At 45.0% G+C, this 16,884-nt stretch carries 16 protein-coding genes; 2 read left to right on the plus strand and 14 right to left on the minus strand.

Annotation, left to right across the window (positions count from 1 at the left end):
• The first annotated feature begins 59 nt into the window (after nucleotides 1-59).
• Nucleotides 60-257, plus strand: a complete 198-nt coding sequence (locus J2T19_RS23200; RefSeq protein ID WP_056693310.1) for a hypothetical protein — start codon at nucleotides 60-62, stop codon at nucleotides 255-257.
• A gap of 268 nt (nucleotides 258-525) precedes the next feature.
• Here J2T19_RS23200 and J2T19_RS23205 read toward each other — a convergent pair whose 3' ends face one another.
• Nucleotides 526-756, minus strand: coding sequence for a glutaredoxin family protein (locus J2T19_RS23205; protein ID WP_056693307.1), 231 nt, complete (start codon nucleotides 754-756; stop codon nucleotides 526-528).
• Nucleotides 757-830: 74 nt separating this feature from the next.
• The gene (gene trxB, locus J2T19_RS23210) at nucleotides 831-1,772 is read right to left on the minus strand and encodes a thioredoxin-disulfide reductase (RefSeq protein ID WP_307220039.1); all 942 of its coding nucleotides are present in this window, start codon (nucleotides 1,770-1,772) and stop codon (nucleotides 831-833) included.
• A 254-nt stretch (nucleotides 1,773-2,026) separates the two neighbouring features.
• On the opposite strand from trxB, the gene J2T19_RS23215 reads away from it, so the two are divergent.
• The gene (locus J2T19_RS23215; RefSeq protein ID WP_307220042.1) at nucleotides 2,027-2,758 is read left to right on the plus strand and encodes a ZIP family metal transporter; all 732 of its coding nucleotides are present in this window, start codon (nucleotides 2,027-2,029) and stop codon (nucleotides 2,756-2,758) included.
• A 355-nt stretch (nucleotides 2,759-3,113) separates the two neighbouring features.
• On the opposite strand, the gene J2T19_RS23220 is transcribed toward J2T19_RS23215, so the two are convergent.
• The 12 genes from J2T19_RS23220 to J2T19_RS23275 all read right to left on the minus strand — a co-directional run bounded on the left by J2T19_RS23220 (nucleotide 3,114) and on the right by J2T19_RS23275 (nucleotide 16,882).
• Entirely contained in the window at nucleotides 3,114-5,063 is a 1,950-nt protein-coding gene (locus tag J2T19_RS23220) for a heavy metal translocating P-type ATPase (protein ID WP_307220044.1), read from the minus strand.
• Nucleotides 5,064-5,475: 412 nt separating this feature from the next.
• Complete coding sequence (locus J2T19_RS23225; RefSeq protein WP_307220047.1) at nucleotides 5,476-6,783, minus strand: homocysteine synthase; 1,308 nt, start codon at nucleotides 6,781-6,783, stop codon at nucleotides 5,476-5,478.
• A gap of 246 nt (nucleotides 6,784-7,029) precedes the next feature.
• Nucleotides 7,030-7,875, minus strand: coding sequence for a sugar phosphate isomerase/epimerase family protein (locus J2T19_RS23230; RefSeq protein WP_186323553.1), 846 nt, complete (start codon nucleotides 7,873-7,875; stop codon nucleotides 7,030-7,032).
• Nucleotides 7,876-7,911: 36 nt separating this feature from the next.
• Nucleotides 7,912-8,664 carry a 2-dehydro-3-deoxy-D-gluconate 5-dehydrogenase KduD gene (gene kduD, locus J2T19_RS23235; protein WP_307220050.1) on the minus strand — a complete coding sequence of 251 codons (753 nt, stop codon included), beginning with the start codon at nucleotides 8,662-8,664 and terminating at the stop codon, nucleotides 7,912-7,914.
• A gap of 44 nt (nucleotides 8,665-8,708) precedes the next feature.
• A complete protein-coding gene (locus J2T19_RS23240; protein WP_307220052.1) occupies nucleotides 8,709-9,467 on the minus strand; it encodes a DeoR/GlpR family DNA-binding transcription regulator in 759 nt (252 codons plus the stop codon).
• A gap of 59 nt (nucleotides 9,468-9,526) precedes the next feature.
• A complete protein-coding gene (gene kduI / locus J2T19_RS23245) occupies nucleotides 9,527-10,366 on the minus strand; it encodes a 5-dehydro-4-deoxy-D-glucuronate isomerase (RefSeq protein WP_239293780.1) in 840 nt (279 codons plus the stop codon).
• A 299-nt stretch (nucleotides 10,367-10,665) separates the two neighbouring features.
• Nucleotides 10,666-10,995: a cytochrome o ubiquinol oxidase subunit IV gene (gene cyoD / locus J2T19_RS23250; RefSeq protein ID WP_056693282.1), complete on the minus strand. Its 330-nt coding sequence runs from the start codon at nucleotides 10,993-10,995 to the stop codon at nucleotides 10,666-10,668.
• Nucleotides 10,996-11,616 (minus strand): cytochrome o ubiquinol oxidase subunit III, encoded by a 621-nt coding sequence (cyoC, locus tag J2T19_RS23255; RefSeq protein ID WP_110898411.1) that lies wholly within the window; start codon nucleotides 11,614-11,616, stop codon nucleotides 10,996-10,998. It lies immediately after the preceding gene.
• Nucleotides 11,617-13,587, minus strand: a complete 1,971-nt coding sequence (locus tag J2T19_RS23260) for a cbb3-type cytochrome c oxidase subunit I (protein ID WP_145051744.1) — start codon at nucleotides 13,585-13,587, stop codon at nucleotides 11,617-11,619.
• Between the two features lie 21 nt (nucleotides 13,588-13,608).
• Nucleotides 13,609-14,580, minus strand: a complete 972-nt coding sequence (gene cyoA, locus J2T19_RS23265) for a ubiquinol oxidase subunit II (RefSeq protein ID WP_307220059.1) — start codon at nucleotides 14,578-14,580, stop codon at nucleotides 13,609-13,611.
• A 318-nt stretch (nucleotides 14,581-14,898) separates the two neighbouring features.
• A complete protein-coding gene (locus J2T19_RS23270) occupies nucleotides 14,899-15,162 on the minus strand; it encodes a hypothetical protein (RefSeq protein ID WP_145051748.1) in 264 nt (87 codons plus the stop codon).
• Between the two features lie 373 nt (nucleotides 15,163-15,535).
• Entirely contained in the window at nucleotides 15,536-16,882 is a 1,347-nt protein-coding gene (locus tag J2T19_RS23275; RefSeq protein ID WP_307220061.1) for a GH1 family beta-glucosidase, read from the minus strand.
• Nucleotides 16,883-16,884: the final 2 nt, after the last annotated feature.

Genomic DNA, 16,884 nt, shown 5'->3' on the forward strand with positions numbered 1-16,884 from the left:
TGTCATGGCGACATGTACGTCGTTATGTTATCCCCTATAACGAAACGGAGTGAACACCTGTGACCTACGTAGATACCTCAGATATCTCGGCGCAAATGTTTGTCACCGTACTCCTGTTCCTGATCGTGCTTGCGCCAATGTTCAGCCTTGGCATACTCCGATTATTTCAGAGCAAAAAAAAGGCTGGTTTCATGTACATGCTGTCAGGCTTAGTGGTGTATGTAATATTTCAGACCTTTATGAGTATCTTTTTCTAGATGAACAATAACTTGATGTAACACACGCAACGTAAAATCCTCTTCTGCAGTTATTCATAAGGCATGTGGTCATGTCTCTGAATTGCTACTGGAAGGGGATTTTTCATGTAATCACCTGTTTATAAGCAGAACGAACAAAAGAAGCCTTAATCCTAATCTGGACTAAGGCTTCTTTCGTATATTTATATTCAAACGGCTCGCGCGAACCGGAATAGCTATAGATTATCTTACGTCTTCCACCCTGTAACGCTCAGACGATTCGACTAATTTATGCGTCCAATGCTTTAGCGAATTGTGTTTTGTTCATTCCCAGAATGCGATGTTCGCCGATAACAGTCAGAGGTACAGCACGTACGCCCATGTCCCATACTTGTTGTGCGAATTCATCGCTAGTTTCGATGTTACGCTCTTCATAAGCGATACCTTTGTCAGCCAAGAAACTTTTAACGGATTTGCAGTTCGGGCAGTTAGTCGATGTGTATACAATTACGTTTTCCATGATCTTTTCACCTCATATAGTTTAGTTATTATTTATATTTATTGATCTAGCCATCTTGCTTCATTCACCAGATCTTACAGAGAAACTGCAGTATGCTCTAGGCTCTCGATATATTTCTCTGTATCCATTGCCGCCATACATCCACTTCCTGCTGCTGTAATGGCTTGTTTGTAACGAGTATCCTGTACATCTCCACAAGCAAATACACCTGGGATGTTCGTCTCGGACGTACCTGGTGTTGTCAAAATATAACCATGCTCGTCAGTTGTGATCTGTCCACCCAAGAAGCCTGTGTTAGGCGTATGACCAATTGCTACGAATACACCGCTCGCAGGGATCACTTCTTCTTCACCTGTTGCGTTGTTCAGCACTTTCAGTCCAGTTACACCATTCTCACCAGCAAGTACTTCAATCGGAGTACGATTCAAAGCCATCTCTACTTTTTCGTTGCTGCGTGCACGATCCTGCATGATTTTGGAGCCACGCAGTTCTTCACGACGGTGTACCAACGTTACTTTGGAGCCAAAACGGGACAGGAAGCTTGCTTCTTCAAGTGCGGAGTCACCGCCACCAATAACGATAATTTCTTTGTTACGGAAGAAGAATCCGTCACATGTTGCGCAAGTACTTACACCACGTCCAACATTGGTTTCTTCACCAGGAATACCAAGATATTTAGCAGATGCGCCTGTAGACAAGATCAGCGTTTCCGATACGAGTTCTCCCATACCTTCAACTTGGATTTTGAATGGACGCTCGCTCATGTCGATATTATTAACCCAGCCTGTGCGGAATTCTGCTCCGAAGCGTTCTGCTTGTTTACGCATATTATCCATCAATTCAGGACCCATAATTCCATCAGGGAAACCTGGGAAGTTCTCAACTTCTGTTGTTGTTGTCAGTTGACCACCAGGTTGTGGCCCTTCAATAACGAGTGGGCTCAAGTTGGCGCGTGCCAGATAGATTGCTGCTGTCAGTCCCGCAGGACCTGTTCCAATAATAATTGATTTATACATGTATAGTTCCTCCCCCGGTTTCTACAAAAAGGATCGACTCTCCAGCATCAAAAGCAAACGCCTTTGCATACACTAAAAATGAGAGCCCAGATCATGTCCATATGACTGGACTGTTATGACAATTGCCCTATGCAGAAACGGAATTCTAATTTATAATCATTCTAATCTGTTGTTCATTATGATCTCTTTTGTGTAAGGTGTCAATGCTCTGCAGCGATTATGAAGAAGTCTTCATCAGGAGGGAAAATAGAAGCATGAACGAAGCACTGCTTGGCAGCTTTATTTCAGCCATGTCCACCGGCCTTGGTGCCATACCGATTTTATTTATGCGCAAAGTAACACATCGACTCCGTGATATTTTGCTGGCGTACGCAGCAGGGATAATGACCTCTGCCTCCGTTTACAATCTCATTCCCGAAGCACTCGGTCAATCGAACCTATTCGTACTGGCTGTGGGTATTCTGCTCGGTAGTATGGTTCTACTCGTTCTAGAGATGAAGATTCCGCATGTGGATCTTGAGAATCCTGAGAAGATGCCGTTCAAAATTGAAGCTAAAGCCTTCATGATTATTGCAGCGATTACGATGCATAATTTGCCAGAGGGATTATCCGTTGGTGTCAGCTACGCCAGTGGGGATGCTGGCCTTGGCAACCTGATTGCGCTGTCTATTGGTTTGCAAAATGCACCTGAAGGATTCCTGGTCGCCCTGTTCCTCGTCAATCAGAATATTGGTCGCTTCAAAGCTCTGGGTATTGCTACACTCACCGGAGCGGTCGAGATTATTACAGCAATGATCGGATATACACTTAGCAGCTTGGTTGAGGGTCTTGTCCCGTATGGTCTGGCATTTGCAGCAGGGGCAATGATGTTCATCGTCTACAAAGAGTTAATTCCCGAAAGCCACGGGGATGGCAATGCACGTGTCGCAACTGTCTCATTCCTACTCGGACTCATCACCATGATTGGTCTGACTGAACTTTTCTAGAGGTTGAAAACCGACCTTTCTGAACACGTACTTTGCTAGAAAAGAGCTTAATCATCCATCGAAAAAGCAACCCGCACGTTTCACACACAGCACATGTCATAACGTAAAACGTATATATGAGATCCAAAAAAAGAGAACCCGATCCAACAGCTCACCGCTGCCGATGGGGTTCTCTTTTTGGCCATAAATGAAGATTCCATGAAATAGTTGGAATTCATTGTAAGTGACGTTGCCGAATCAAGATTGAATAAATCGAATCAATTCCACATTGAATTTCTCCAATTCATCATAGAAGGCGCCAAGCTCCTTTCTCAAGTCCTCGTCTCGCAATGCAATTGCACTGTGAATCGTGACCCTAACGCAGTAATCTAAGACCATTTAAAATAACTAAAATCGTACTGCCTTCATGTCCCACAACGCCTAGAGGCAATGCTACATCTTGAAGGAAGTTTCCGGCAATTAAGGCAAGGATAACGGTAATCGCAAACACCATATTTTGCTTAATCGTCCGTTGCGCACGTCGAGCTTGCGCAATCACCCATGCAATTTCTTCGATACGATCATTCATCAACACAACATCAGCTACCTCTAGTGCCGTACCACTTCCGGATACCCCCATGCCCATTCCTACCGTCGCTGCGGCAAGTGCAGGAGCATCATTAACGCCATCGCCGACCATCAACACCTGGCCATATTGCTTGCGCAAAGCGTGTACCTGCTTCACCTTATCTTCGGGGAACAGATCCGCATAGACGATATCTACTCCAGTTTCACGTGCAATAACAGTAGCTGCCTCTGCACGATCACCTGTCAGCATCGCTACATGTACACCCATCGCTTTAAGCTTTCTTACAGCCGCTGCTGCCTGTGGACGAACCGTATCCCGCATCGCGATTAGACCTACAATTTTCCCGTCTGCCTTCACCACAGATACCGTCTTGCCTTCACCCTCTAGACGAGCACGTTCATCATACCAAAGGGTATTCGTATCTTTATCAACCTCATCTGTTTTCCCAATTCTCCAATGTACATCATTCACCATACCTTCAATGCCCCAGCCGGTTAGTGCCTGTACCTGCTCGGCTTGTGGAAGTGCAATGTACTCAAGCATCGCCTGATCTACAATGGCGCGAGCGAGAGGATGCATCGAGAGATTCTCAATGCTTGCTACAGCAGCAAGCACTTGGGTACGATCATAAACTTCTGCTGTTACGATGTCCGTGACCTGAGGCATGCCCATCGTTAATGTTCCTGTTTTATCAAAAGCAACCACTTGGGTCTGAGCCAGATTCTCCACATGTGCCCCACCCTTGAATAAAATTCCTCGACGGGCGCTGCTGGACATTGCGGATAACATTACCGGCATAATGGAAGATACGAGTGCACAAGGAGACGCTACAACCAGAAACACCATCGCTTTATAAAAAGCATCCCCCCATGTCCAGCCAAACAATAACGGTGTTCCCCCGATAATCAATAATGTCACGAGCACAACGATGCGCGCATATATGCCTTCAAATCGTTCGATGAAACGTTGTGAATCAGGGACTTCCGCCTGCGCTTCCTCAACCAATCTAATAATTTTGCCAAAGAGCGAGCCCTCAGCCGACTTGGTAACTTCGACATACAATGCACCTTCACCGTTCACTGTCCCAGCATACACCTCATCACCTGCACCTTTATCCACTGGCAGCGATTCACCTGTAATTGAGGACTGATTAATAAAAGAACTTCCGCGATACACGACCCCATCAGCAGGAACCAGTTCTCCTGGTTTGACTAACAGCAGGTCGCCAGGCTGTAGCTCATCAATCGCAACGAGGTTCATCTGTCCTTCCTCAATACGAAGTGCCGTTTCAGGTTTCAACGCCAGTAAGGATGAGATATCCTTATGACTACGTTCTGTCGCATAACTTTCCAACGCTCCGCTCAGTGCAAAAATAAAGATGAGCATTGCTCCTTCATTCCAGTACCCAATCGCAGCAGCCCCAAGGGCTGCTGCAATCATAAGCAAGTTAACGTCCAGATCACGGTCTTTGACGAGTGTCTCTACACCTTCTTTTGCCTTTGTCCAACCACCCAAAGCATACGCCACAATATATAACATGACGGATAACGGTTGAGACCACGAAGCAGTACCCCAGGCAATCAACATCAAGAGTCCACTACCTAGTGCTGCCTGCATCTCTTTGTTGTGAAGCATAGTTCGAAAGTTTGGTTTACGTCTGCGGTTTGGGTTAGGCGCGTTGGTTGAAACCTTCTCTGCCTTAACTTGATCACGAATGGATTGATGTATCGCTTGCATGTTCATCACTGTCCTTTCTGAATGTTGGAACGAATTATCTTGCTGATTTCGTATTCCAAAGATGAGTTGTATTGAGAATGAGATCCATTGTTAATGCCCTAAAAATGACACATGCTGCTGCGGGAATCCCGCAGCAGCATGGTGATCAAATGAGAATGATAATCATTTTTGTACTTATGCAATTATTTTTACCTAAACCAACTTTTAGTTATTATATGCCTGTAATTGAAATTTGTAAATGGGGATTCTCACAGTTTTTCCACGAAAAAAACAAAAAGCCACCGATCCATAAGGATGGTGACTTAAGTTTGTTTTTTTGTATTAGAGGTCAAATGAGACATATTAGTTTATCTGGCTTCCAGCAAATATCTTCTTCATATATTCAACATGAGCAGCTAAACTTCACACGAACTTATACACTAACGCTGGCTTGTTGGCTTGCTTGGATTGCTTGCTCCAGATCATACAAGATATCATGAATATTCTCCGTACCCACCGACAAACGAATCAGCTCCGGATTAACACCTGCTGCTGTCTGCTCATCTTCTGATAGTTGCTGATGTGTTGTACTTGCTGGGTGAATAATCAGAGACTTGGAGTCACCCACATTTGCAAGGTGAGAGAACAGCTTCACATTCTCGATCAGTTTACGTCCTGCATCTACCCCACCTTTAATACCAAAGGTTAAAATCGCGCCTTGACCTCTCGGGAGATACTTCTGTGCAAGTTCATACGATGCATGACTTGGCAGACCTGCATAGCTTACCCATAATACATCTTCATGTTTCTCTAGATATTCTGCAACCGCTAGTGCATTACTACTATGACGTTCCACACGTAGGTGAAGTGTCTCCAGTCCCTGCAGCAAAAGCCATGAGTTGAAAGGTGAGATCGTTGCACCGATGTCTCTTAACAACTGGACACGTGCTTTGATAATATACGCGATTGGTCCAACAGCCTCCGTGTAAACGACGCCATTGTAGCTGGAATCTGGCTCAGTTAGACCCGGGAACTTCCCACTTGCCTTCCAATCAAATTTTCCGCTGTCCACGATGACGCCACCAATAGAAGTACCATGTCCCCCAATGAATTTCGTAGCCGAATGCACAACAATATCTGCTCCATGCTCAATCGGTCGAAGCAGATATGGACTTGGGAACGTATTGTCTACGATCAACGGAATACCATGTTCATGAGCAATCACCGCGACAGCTTCAATATCCAGCACATTCCCTTGAGGGTTACCAATCGTTTCAGCGAACAATGCCTTTGTTTTCTCCGTAATTGCTGCCCGGAAGTTCTCAGGGTCATTAGAATCCACGAATTTCACGTCGATTCCTAGCTTCGGCAGTGTTGTAGAGAATAAGTTGTACGTTCCTCCATAGAGACTTGCGGAGGACACAATCTCATCACCTGCGCCAGCAATATTGAGAAGTGAGAAGGTGATTGCCGCCTGACCTGAAGCTGTAGCCAAAGCTCCTGCTCCACCTTCCAGTGCTGCGATACGTTGCTCAAATACATCCGTTGTTGGATTCATCAGACGTGTGTAAATGTTGCCAAACTCTTTCAATCCAAACAAATTAGCAGCATGTTCAGTATCACGGAAACCATAAGATGTTGTCTGATACAAAGGTACAGCTCGTGCTTGTGTTGTAGGGTCTATTTCCTGACCTGCATGAATTGCTAATGTCTCAAAAGAAAGCTCACGTTCGTTTGACATAAATCTGAATCCTCCCTTAGGTATACGTTAAAATCTCTGGGTGCACTCACTTGGTGGCGTATGTTTTCCATATTCTCTCACAAGATGTCGTATTTGAAAAGAATTATTTCCGATTTTTCCGATGAGAAATTATAAATATAAAATTCACCGTCTTGGTATACTAAAAAACCTTTGCTAGTGCAAAGGTTCTTTAGTCATTATTAATTACTCGCTTCATTCAACCTGCGAATTAGCAATATCTAACGTTTATACTCGTACACCATTCCATACTTCACGCAAATGTTTCGCCGCAGGTACTGCCTCTTCCGCAGTCACACCTTCTAATGAAATATCAATATGCGGCTTATATTGCTTCAATAGTTCAAAAAATAACGGATAATCTAAAATGCCCGCACCAGGCACAGGATTAATCTTCTCCCCTTGAGCATTGAAAGCCACGTCCTTGGCGTGAATAACAATGATTCGCTGATATAGCGTCTCCATGACTTCACGTAGGAACCCTGCCTGATCTGCTACATGATGCTGTTTAATCAAGTTACATGGATCGAACAACATGCCCAGATTCGAAGAAGGAATCTCTTCAAACAAACGCACCATATGTTCACGCGTATGCAATGTATGTGTCGACACAGGCTCAATTGCAGCATGAACGCCCCACTTCTCAGCCTCTTCCGCAATCTCCTCTACTGTTGCCCGCAATACATTCCATGCATGTTCTTCATACGTATCCGGATGTGTACTAAGATATGTGTCCAAACCACCCGTTTCCGTTGCAACCATGCTGCACCCGAAATCTCTAGCATACCTTAGGTGCTCCTTGAATCGATCAATATCTGCACGCCGGCTCACCGGATCGGGATCAATCGGATTAATATAACAGCCTAGCACTGCAATTTTCACGCCACGCTGTGCAAATTGATCTCCAATTTCATTCGCCAGCCCAGGGCTTAGCTTGCCATTCGCAGAATCAACATCGGAGAGCGCTTTGGCAAGCGCAAGCTGCACCGAATTGAACCCGTTATCTGCGATCGTCTGCGCAAGCTGAGCTGTAGGCTGCTTACCGAACGTATGCGCTAGAATACCAAGTTTCATCATTCTTGTCTCCTTTATAATCGGATGGGTGGAAACCTAGCGAGCCAGCCAGCCACCATCGACATTAAGTACATGACCGTTCAAGTAGTCCGAGGCTGAAGATGCCAAGAAGACAACCGGCCCTTTCAAGTCTTCTGGTGTTCCCCAACGTCCAGCCGGGATGCGCGCAGTAATATCACGGTACCGATTCTCATCTGCCCGGATCTGCGTCGTATTGTCCGTTTCCATATAACCTGGTGCGATTGCGTTAATCTGTACACCTTTACCTGCCCACTCATTCGCGAGCGCTTTGGTCAGACCAGCAACACCATGTTTACTAGCTGTATATCCAGGTACATTAATTCCCCCCTGATAGGACAGCATAGACGCAATGTTTATGATCTTGCCGCTACCACGTTCGATCATATGTCTACCCGCCAATTGGCTCAGGAAAAATACGCTATTCAAATTAAGCGCAATGACATCATGCCAGTCTTGCTGCCCATGATCTGCAGCCGGGGTACGGCGAATGATACCTGCGTTGTTCACTAAAATATCAATCTTGCCTTGAAAGGATAGAGCCTCTTCAAACACTTTAGACAGTTCATCCTCGATACTCAGATCTGCTTCTATAACATAAGCTTTGCGTCCCAATGCCTCGATAGCACCGGCTGTTTCCACAGGTTTGGAATAGGACACTAGGATTACATCGGCTCCTGCTTCTGCCAGCCCGATCGCCATACCTTGCCCCAGCCCACCAGATGTTCCAGTCACGAGAGCAACTTGTCCACTCAAATCAAATGAGTTCATATGTGATTCCTCCGCATGTTATGATATGCAAACCATTAATTAAGTTAACTTTGATAATCCACTTTGACACCGCTCTGACTATATAGCGCCGCTGTCTCTTCATCTAGTCGATGATCGCTGATAATGCAATCAAGCTCTGAACAATTCGCAAAGGTACGTAGTGCAAATTGCCCGAATTTATGATGATCCACAACGCCGTACACTTGTTGGGATGCCGAGATCATTGCTTTTTTCAACGGTACGAGATCACCTGTATAGATGGATAATCCGAACTCGGGATGAAGTGCAGTAGTGGAGATAAATGCTTTATGGATATTAAGCCCCGAAATAAAGGTAGCCGTATCGTCCCCTACCAGCATATTTCGAACTCTCGCTCCCCCTGGCACAACCAATCGAACCTGTTCCTTCTTCGTTAACTCGGCAATAATAAACAGGTCGTTCGTGACTACGGTCAAGGGGAGGTTATCCATACGTCTCGCCATCTCTAGCGTTGTACTTCCGCCGTCCAATGCAACAATATCTCCAGGACGTATATAAGCAAGTGCCCGTTCGGCAATTTCCGTTTTTTCCGGATGGTGCTTCTCAATGACTCCGCGGCTGTTCAGAATACCATATTGATCGTTCTGAGCCAGCATTGCCCCACCGTGGACACGGACAAGTAAACCCATGCTCTCCAGCTTGGCAAGATCTTCCCTTACCGTCTTACCTGTAACCTGCAGCAGTTCACTTAGATCACTAACGGTCATTTCCTGGCGTTGTAACAACGCCTCCATAATTTTCTCATGTCGCTTCAAAGGATTCATCACAATCAACTTCCTATATAACTGAATTAAAATGAATAACCTGTTTCACATACAGCGTGTTACTTCAGATCTTTCATTGCTACGCCGTCCATATCCTCGAAGGTTTGGTTCTCACCAGCCATCGCCCAACAGAACGTATAATTACTTGTACCTACGCCACTGTGAATAGACCAGCTTGGTGAAATGATCGCCTGACGATCACGAACAACCAGATGACGTGTTTCGTTTGGTTCGCCCATCATATGGAACACTACACCATCCTCTGGCAGGTTCCAATATAAGTATACTTCGGAACGACGATTATGGGTATGTGCAGGCATGGTGTTCCACATGTTACCCTTATTGAGCTCAGTAATACCCATGACAAGTTGACAGCTCTGAATACCGCCTTCGCCTTGGTGGATATAACGATAGATTGTACGTTCATTCGAGCTTTCAATGCTGCCCAGATGGTTAGGCTGTGCTTGCTCTTGTGTAGCTTTTACCGTTGGATACGTATGGTGTGCTGGTGTTGATACGAAGTAGAATTGTGCTGGCTGAGCATTGTCGCTGCTCTTGAACAGAACCTCTTTAACGCCACGTCCAATATACAGACATTCCTTCGCACCAATCTCATAGCCTTGCCCATCAGCGGTTACCGTTCCATGTCCACCAACATTAATGATACCGATTTCACGACGCTCTAAGAAAAAGTCCGTTCCAATATCCTTCAAGTTCACTTCGAGCGTAATATCCTTGCTCTGTGGTACAGCCGTTCCTACAATATAACGATCCACGTGGGAGTATACGGTTACTAGTTCATCTACAGCGAATAGCTGCTCCATCAAAAATTCCTCACGCAGGCGAGACGTATCATATGTTTTTACTTCATTAGGGTGTGCAGCGTAACGGTTTTCCATGTTCAATCCATTCCCTTCGTCATTTGAATGATGTTCATATATGTTCATTTTAGTTCATTTTATATCTTTTGTGTACCTTTTTTTCAAAATAAAACAACTAATGTAGTTAAATATGTACATTCATATTAATATCCGTATCCATACAACTTCACAAGTTTGACGTGTTCAGTCAATCAATCCGTTCGCTGGAATCCATGAAGCTAGATAAAAAGGTTTGAGTTTTAGGCGAAAAACTCCAAACAAAAAAAGGGATTCCCACGGTCATAGATAGACCGGGAAATCCCTTTTGAATCTGAAACTTAATGTGCAACTGCGTTATTAAGCATGATCCAGATCGAGCCGATAACGATGGTCATCATCATCAGAAGCCCGAAAATGAGAGCCATAACATTCCAGCGTGGTTTCTCTGTTTCACGAATATGCATGAAGAAGAAGAGTTGAACCACAAACTGAAGTGCAGCTGTACCAAGAATAACAACCATTGTTCCTGTTTTACCCATCATGTCGTTCAGAACAACCACCAGCGGGATGATCGTTAGAACGATAGAGAGAATAAAACCGATGACATAGGACTTCAGCGAGCCATGTTGTTCATGGCCATGGGAATCATGTGTGTTGTGCTCTGCCATCTACATCACCCCCATCAGATAGACGATGGATAGAAGGAAGATCCATACAACGTCCAAGAAGTGCCAGTACAAGCTGATTACGTTGATTTTACCGCGAGTTACATCGGTAATTCCACGTTTTTTCAGTTGGAACATCAATCCAATCATCCAGATCAGACCGAGCGATACGTGAAGTCCGTGAGTACCCACCAAGGTGAAGAATGCGCCAGAAGCAGCACTCGTCGTGTAGCTGAATCCTTCGTGAACCATCTCAACAAACTCATAAATCTCCAGTGCAAGGAAGCCTGCACCCAGAACGGCTGTAACGATAAGCCAGTTAATCAACTGTTTAACTTTACCTTGGTTCATTGCCAGAACAGCAAGTCCGCTCGTAAATGAACTTGTGAGCAAGAGGAATGTTTCAGCAATAACACCAGGCATTTTAATCAGTTCAGACAAAATTGGTCCGCCCGCCGTATTGTCACGCAACACAATGAAGGTTGCGAACAATACGGAGAACAAGATTACGTCGGAAATCAGGAAGAACCAGAAACCGAGAATTTTCATTTCCTGTGGATCATGGTGGCCATGGTCATGACCATGTGCATGATTCTCACCGTGCTTAGCGGCTGCTTGAGCCATCTATACCGACCCCCTTAACGACGCTTCGGTACGCTTAATTTCGTCAACCGGAATGTAATAGTCCGTGTCGTATGAGAATGAACGGGCGATCATGCAGATACCTACGCCGGCAAGTCCGAGAATCGCCATCCACAGCCATCCGAATACAAAGCCGAAGCCGGCGATGAACCAGAAGACAGACATAACGAACGGAATTCCAGAGTTTTTCGGCATATGAATCGGCTCGAGTTTTTGCTCTGGCGGATAGATGCCTTTAGCACGACGTTCTTTCTCTTCCCACCACTCATCAATATCATCTCCGCGAGGTGTAACAGCGAAGTTGTACTCAGGAGCTGGTGAAGGAATCGACCACTCAAGTGTACGAGCATCCCATGGGTCGCCAGAAGCTTTGAGTGATTTGTATTTGCGAATACCGTCTGCGATTTGTGCAACTTGGAACAAGAATCCGACACCCATCAGGAATGCACCAATCGTAGATACGAAGTTCAGTTCCCACCAGCCAGTATCCCAGCCGTAAGTGCTTAGACGACGTGTCATACCCATCAGACCGACAGCGTACTGCGGCATGAAGCAGACATAGAAACCAATATTCCAAGTCCAGAATGCCCATTTGCCCAGTTTCTCTTCAAGTTGGAAACCGAACATTTTAGGCCACCAGTAGTACAGACCTGCGAAGTATCCGAATACAACGCCACCGATCAATACTTGGTGGAAGTGGGCAATCAAGAAGTAACTGTTGTGGAACTGGAAGTCTGCAGGAGCGACGGACAACAGAACGCCCGTCATCCCCCCGACAATAAAGCACGGGATAAAGGCAAGTGTCCACATCATTGGCGTTGCCATGCGAATTCTTCCTCGATACATCGTAAACAGCCAGTTAAATATCTTAACCCCTGTTGGAATTGCAATCAACATCGTAGTTACTGCGAAGAATGCATTCACGTCAGCTCCGGAACCCATCGTGAAGAAGTGATGCGCCCATGTGAAGAAGGACAGGAAGCTGATGATCAACATCGCGAATACCATCGATTTGTAACCAAACAGTTTTTTCCGCGAGAACGTACTTACGATCTCGGAGAATACACCGAATGCCGGCAAGACGACAATGTATACCTCAGGGTGACCCCACATCCAGATCAAGTTAATATACATCATTGGGTTACCGCCCAGATCAAGTGTGAAGAAATGCGCCCCGGCAAACCTGTCGAGGAAGAGCAATGCAAGTGTCACAGTCAAGATCGGGAATGCAAACAAGATAATAATACAAGTGGAGAATACTGACCATGTAAACATCGGCAGCTTCATCCAACGCATACCTGGCGCGCGCATTTTAATGATGGTAACCATAAAGTTGATACCGGTAGCCAGGGAACCGATACCCGATATTTGGATACCCCATATATAGAAGTTCTGTCCTACCCCCGGACTGTGCGACAGCTCCGATAGAGGCGGATAACTCAGCCATCCTGCGTCTGGTGAACCACCAATAACGAATGAAAGGTTAAACAGCATTGCTCCTAGGAAGAACAACCAGAAGCTCAGTGCATTCAGGAACGGGAACGCAACGTCTCTCGCTCCGATCTGAAGTGGCACGATAACGTTAAATAAACCAAACATAAATGGCATCGCCATGAACAAGATCATGATCGTACCGTGGGTTGTAAAGACCTGATTATAATGCTCAGGGTGTAAGAAATCCATATTAGGCATTGCTAGCTGAAGACGCATCATCAGCGCATCCACACCACCACGGAACAACATGATAATGGAAGCGATGATATACATAATACCGATCTTCTTATGATCGACAGTAGTTAACCAGTTACGCCAGAGCCAGCCCCATTTTTTAAAATAAGTTAGCACCGCTACAATAGCAATCGTAGTAATACCAATCGCTACCATCGCACCATAGATGAGTGGATCACCGGTTACGAAAAACTCCGATGCAAACTCCTTAAGTCCCTCTAACATTGGGGGCCTCCTTTCGAATCTTTAGTTAGCACTCTTGTCCTCATCTTGATTGGACTCTTGAGTGGCTTGATTAGCTCCAGCAGCTTCACTTGAGCTTCCGTGCTTACTATGAGCTCCATTACCATCTACAACATACTTAGTTACGATGTTCTGGAACAGACCTTCTGGGAAGGCTGAGTAATAAGCAACATTGCTTGTTCCAGGCTGTGTAAGTGCATCGTATCCTTCTTGTGTCAGCTCTTGGGAATTTTGCTTCACTTCTCTTACCCAGTTTTCAAACTCTTCGTCTGATGTAGCATTCACATCAAAACGCATTTTGCCGAAATGTTCACCTGTAAAGTTGGCGCCTGAGCCCCAATACTGTCCTTCATGGTCAGCCTGCAGGTACAAGGTCATCGCCATACCCGACATTGTGTAAATCTGACCACCAAGTTGCGGAATCCAGAACGAGTTCATTGGTGAATCCGCGGTAAGTTCAAATTTCACGGGCCGGTCTGCCGGAATATTCAACGTATTGACCGTTGCAATCCCTTGCTCTGGATACATGAACAACCATTTCCAGTCCAATGACGATACTTGGATAGTCACAGGTGCTTTCTCAGAAGCCAGTGGCTTCGAAGGCTCTAGATCATAAGTGTAACGAACTGTTACAATAGCGAGTATTCCAATGATGATAATTGGAACGGTCCACCAAATGACCTCAGCTTTGGTACTATGAGACCAATTCGGCTCATATGCAGCTTTATTGTCCGGTTTGTCGCGGTAACGCCATACGATTACTGCAGACAAAATCAACACAGGTACGATAATGACAGCACACAGAATAGTTGAAATAACGATCAAATCTCTCTGTGAAGCGCCAATCGGTCCCTTTGGATCCAGAACAACGTACTGCCCGCCTGCCAGCATTGGCCAGACAATCAATGCGATGGTAACCAACGTCAGGACAACCGGAATAATAATCCGGGCTAGCGACCTAGGTTTCTTGTTCATCTTGATCCCCTCTCCTTAAATTCGCTCATACTGAAAAATCAGTATACTACTCTATTCCTTCTAAAGATATCAGAAATGAGCAACTTTTTTGTTCTTGTTAACAAATTTGTCGATTTTACACCCTAAATGTGTGAATTTTTTCTCACAAATTACTTGCACACTTGATATTTCCGTATGATAAAACATCACATGTCACCTAAAAAAATAAAGCCCTTTGCAGTCTCGTTGAATAGGTCAACGAATCCGCAAAGGGCTATATTGACTGGATTCCGATTACTTATCCAGTCTTAGTATGGACGAATAACCTGCAGACTATTATTAATCCGCACCTTCGTCTTCATGACGTGTATGAACTAATCCGATCGCTTTTGCAATAACGTAAATGAATACGCTACCAACCAGGAAACCAATACCCACCATCAAGCCAAGATTACGGTCATTAAATTCATTCAAGTTGATCAAGCACATAACTACGCCTGTAATCAGCGCGATCCAGGCCAAAACTGTCATCGTCAAGACTGCGCGCCGCATATTTTTATCCTTGCGCTCCAATTGGCTTACCATTGCTGTCTTCGATGCCATAGTAAACACTTCCTTTTCCCTTTTTGTAAGTTATTTACTGATACCAATATACCACATTAGTATGATTTTTAGTCAACAAATGTTCAAATTTTATTCTCAATTTGGACACTTTATTTATTGTTTACCTGTTGACAAATTAAATTTTTCATCTTCTTGTTATATATAACCCAAAAATGACTGCTTCATAACAAGAATCGCAAACAAGCTTTTGAAACATTCGTGAACGACATATGATAGATCTTTATGTACAACTTTTAAAGAAATAAAAAAACGGTGACTCCGTCTGATCGGAGCACCGTTTCATTTGATTGCATATCAAGACCGAATCCCGTTCTATAGTTCTATAGTCCAGCCTACTTCATGTTCTTTGCATTTAGCTGCGCGTTTCCAGCCAATTGTTCTTGATCACATTCTGGTACCAATAGAAGCTTTCTTTCGGTGTTCTTACAAGTGAGCGGTAATCCACATGAATGAGTCCAAAGCGCATACGGTACCCTTCAGCCCATTCAAAGTTATCCATCAGCGACCAAGCCATGTAGCCTTTGAGGTTAATGCCATCATTGATGATCCGATGAATTTGAGCCAAATGCTGTTCATAATAGGAGATCCGGCGGTCGTCATTAATTTTGCCATTATTCAGATCATCGTTGATGCAAGCACCGTTCTCCGTAATGTATACATCGACATTTCCATACTTTTGCAGGTAATGCATAAATTCATACAGGCCGCGGGATTCAATTGGCCAGCCAATATCCGTCTTTGTCAGCCCCATATCCACTTCTTCCGATTGCAGCACTCCTGCCTCTGGATTGAAACGGTTGAGTCCCATGGTGTAATAATTAATGCCAAGCAGGTCGATCGGCTGTGAGATGATCTCCATGTCACCTTCCTGAATCGGCACAGTAGCACCAGCCTCAGCGAACCAGTCCACCATAAACTGTGGGTAGCTGCCTTTGTAGATTGGGTCGAGGAACCAATCCGTATTCAGGGCAATTGAACGGTCACACGCAGCCTGATCCTCAGGTGACTTGCTATAAGGCTCTGCCCAACACACATTCGGAGCAATCCCAATCTGTCCGGTGATCCCCAAGCGACGGAAGGATTGAACAGCTTTGCCGTGAGCAACCAGCAATCCATGAGCAACATTGATTGACGTTTGCAGATCACGATTTCCTGGCGCATGTATCCCTAACAGATTGGACAAGAAAGCAATACACCATGGTTCATTAAAGGTCAGCCAGAAATTAATTTTTCCGGAAAACTCTTTAAAGATCACTTCAGCATATTTCACAAAGGCGTCTACCGTTCTCCGATTACCCCAACCCCCGTCATCCTCCAGCGTTTGCGGTAGATCCCAGTGATACAATGTGCAGAACGGTTCTATTCCTGCTTCAAGCAGTTTATCCACGAACCGATGGTAGAAGTCTAACCCTTCTCTATTGATCTCTCCATCGCCATCCGGAATAATACGTGGCCAGGCAATCGAGAACCGGTATGTGTTAATGCCAAGCTTTTTCATTAGCTCGATGTCTTCTTCATAGCGGTGGTAGCTATCACAAGCAACATCCCCGTTATCTCCATTAAAAACTTTACCAGGTGTACGGGCAAATGTATCCCATATGGATACCCCACGCCCACCTTCCTGTGCTGCTCCTTCGATCTGATAAGAAGCGGTTGCCGTTCCCCAGCGGAAATCCTTCGGAAATTGAAAAATAGTCATCG

Origin of the sequence: Paenibacillus tundrae (genome assembly GCF_030812775.1) — a bacterium.
Lineage (GTDB): Bacteria > Bacillota > Bacilli > Paenibacillales > Paenibacillaceae > Paenibacillus > Paenibacillus tundrae_A.

Bases quoted from the DNA above. Each gene is read 5' to 3' on its own strand.
- kduI (WP_239293780.1), bottom strand. From the start codon at position 10,366: ATGGAAAACCGTTACGCTGCACACCCTAATGAAGTAAAAACATATGAT.
- J2T19_RS23270 (WP_145051748.1), bottom strand. From the start codon at position 15,162: ATGGCATCGAAGACAGCAATGGTAAGCCAATTGGAGCGCAAGGATAAA.
- cyoC (WP_110898411.1), bottom strand. From the start codon at position 11,616: ATGGCTCAAGCAGCCGCTAAGCACGGTGAGAATCATGCACATGGTCAT.
- J2T19_RS23220 (WP_307220044.1), bottom strand. From the start codon at position 5,063: ATGCAAGCGATACATCAATCCATTCGTGATCAAGTTAAGGCAGAGAAG.
- trxB (WP_307220039.1), bottom strand. From the start codon at position 1,772: ATGTATAAATCAATTATTATTGGAACAGGTCCTGCGGGACTGACAGCA.
- J2T19_RS23275 (WP_307220061.1), bottom strand. From the start codon at position 16,882: ATGACTATTTTTCAATTTCCGAAGGATTTCCGCTGGGGAACGGCAACC.
- J2T19_RS23225 (WP_307220047.1), bottom strand. From the start codon at position 6,783: ATGTCAAACGAACGTGAGCTTTCTTTTGAGACATTAGCAATTCATGCA.
- cyoD (WP_056693282.1), bottom strand. From the start codon at position 10,995: ATGGCAGAGCACAACACACATGATTCCCATGGCCATGAACAACATGGC.
- cyoA (WP_307220059.1), bottom strand. From the start codon at position 14,580: ATGAACAAGAAACCTAGGTCGCTAGCCCGGATTATTATTCCGGTTGTC.
- J2T19_RS23260 (WP_145051744.1), bottom strand. From the start codon at position 13,587: ATGTTAGAGGGACTTAAGGAGTTTGCATCGGAGTTTTTCGTAACCGGT.
- kduD (WP_307220050.1), bottom strand. From the start codon at position 8,664: ATGAACTCATTTGATTTGAGTGGACAAGTTGCTCTCGTGACTGGAACA.
- J2T19_RS23205 (WP_056693307.1), bottom strand. From the start codon at position 756: ATGGAAAACGTAATTGTATACACATCGACTAACTGCCCGAACTGCAAA.
- J2T19_RS23240 (WP_307220052.1), bottom strand. From the start codon at position 9,467: ATGAATCCTTTGAAGCGACATGAGAAAATTATGGAGGCGTTGTTACAA.
- J2T19_RS23215 (WP_307220042.1), top strand. From the start codon at position 2,027: ATGAACGAAGCACTGCTTGGCAGCTTTATTTCAGCCATGTCCACCGGC.
- J2T19_RS23230 (WP_186323553.1), bottom strand. From the start codon at position 7,875: ATGAAACTTGGTATTCTAGCGCATACGTTCGGTAAGCAGCCTACAGCT.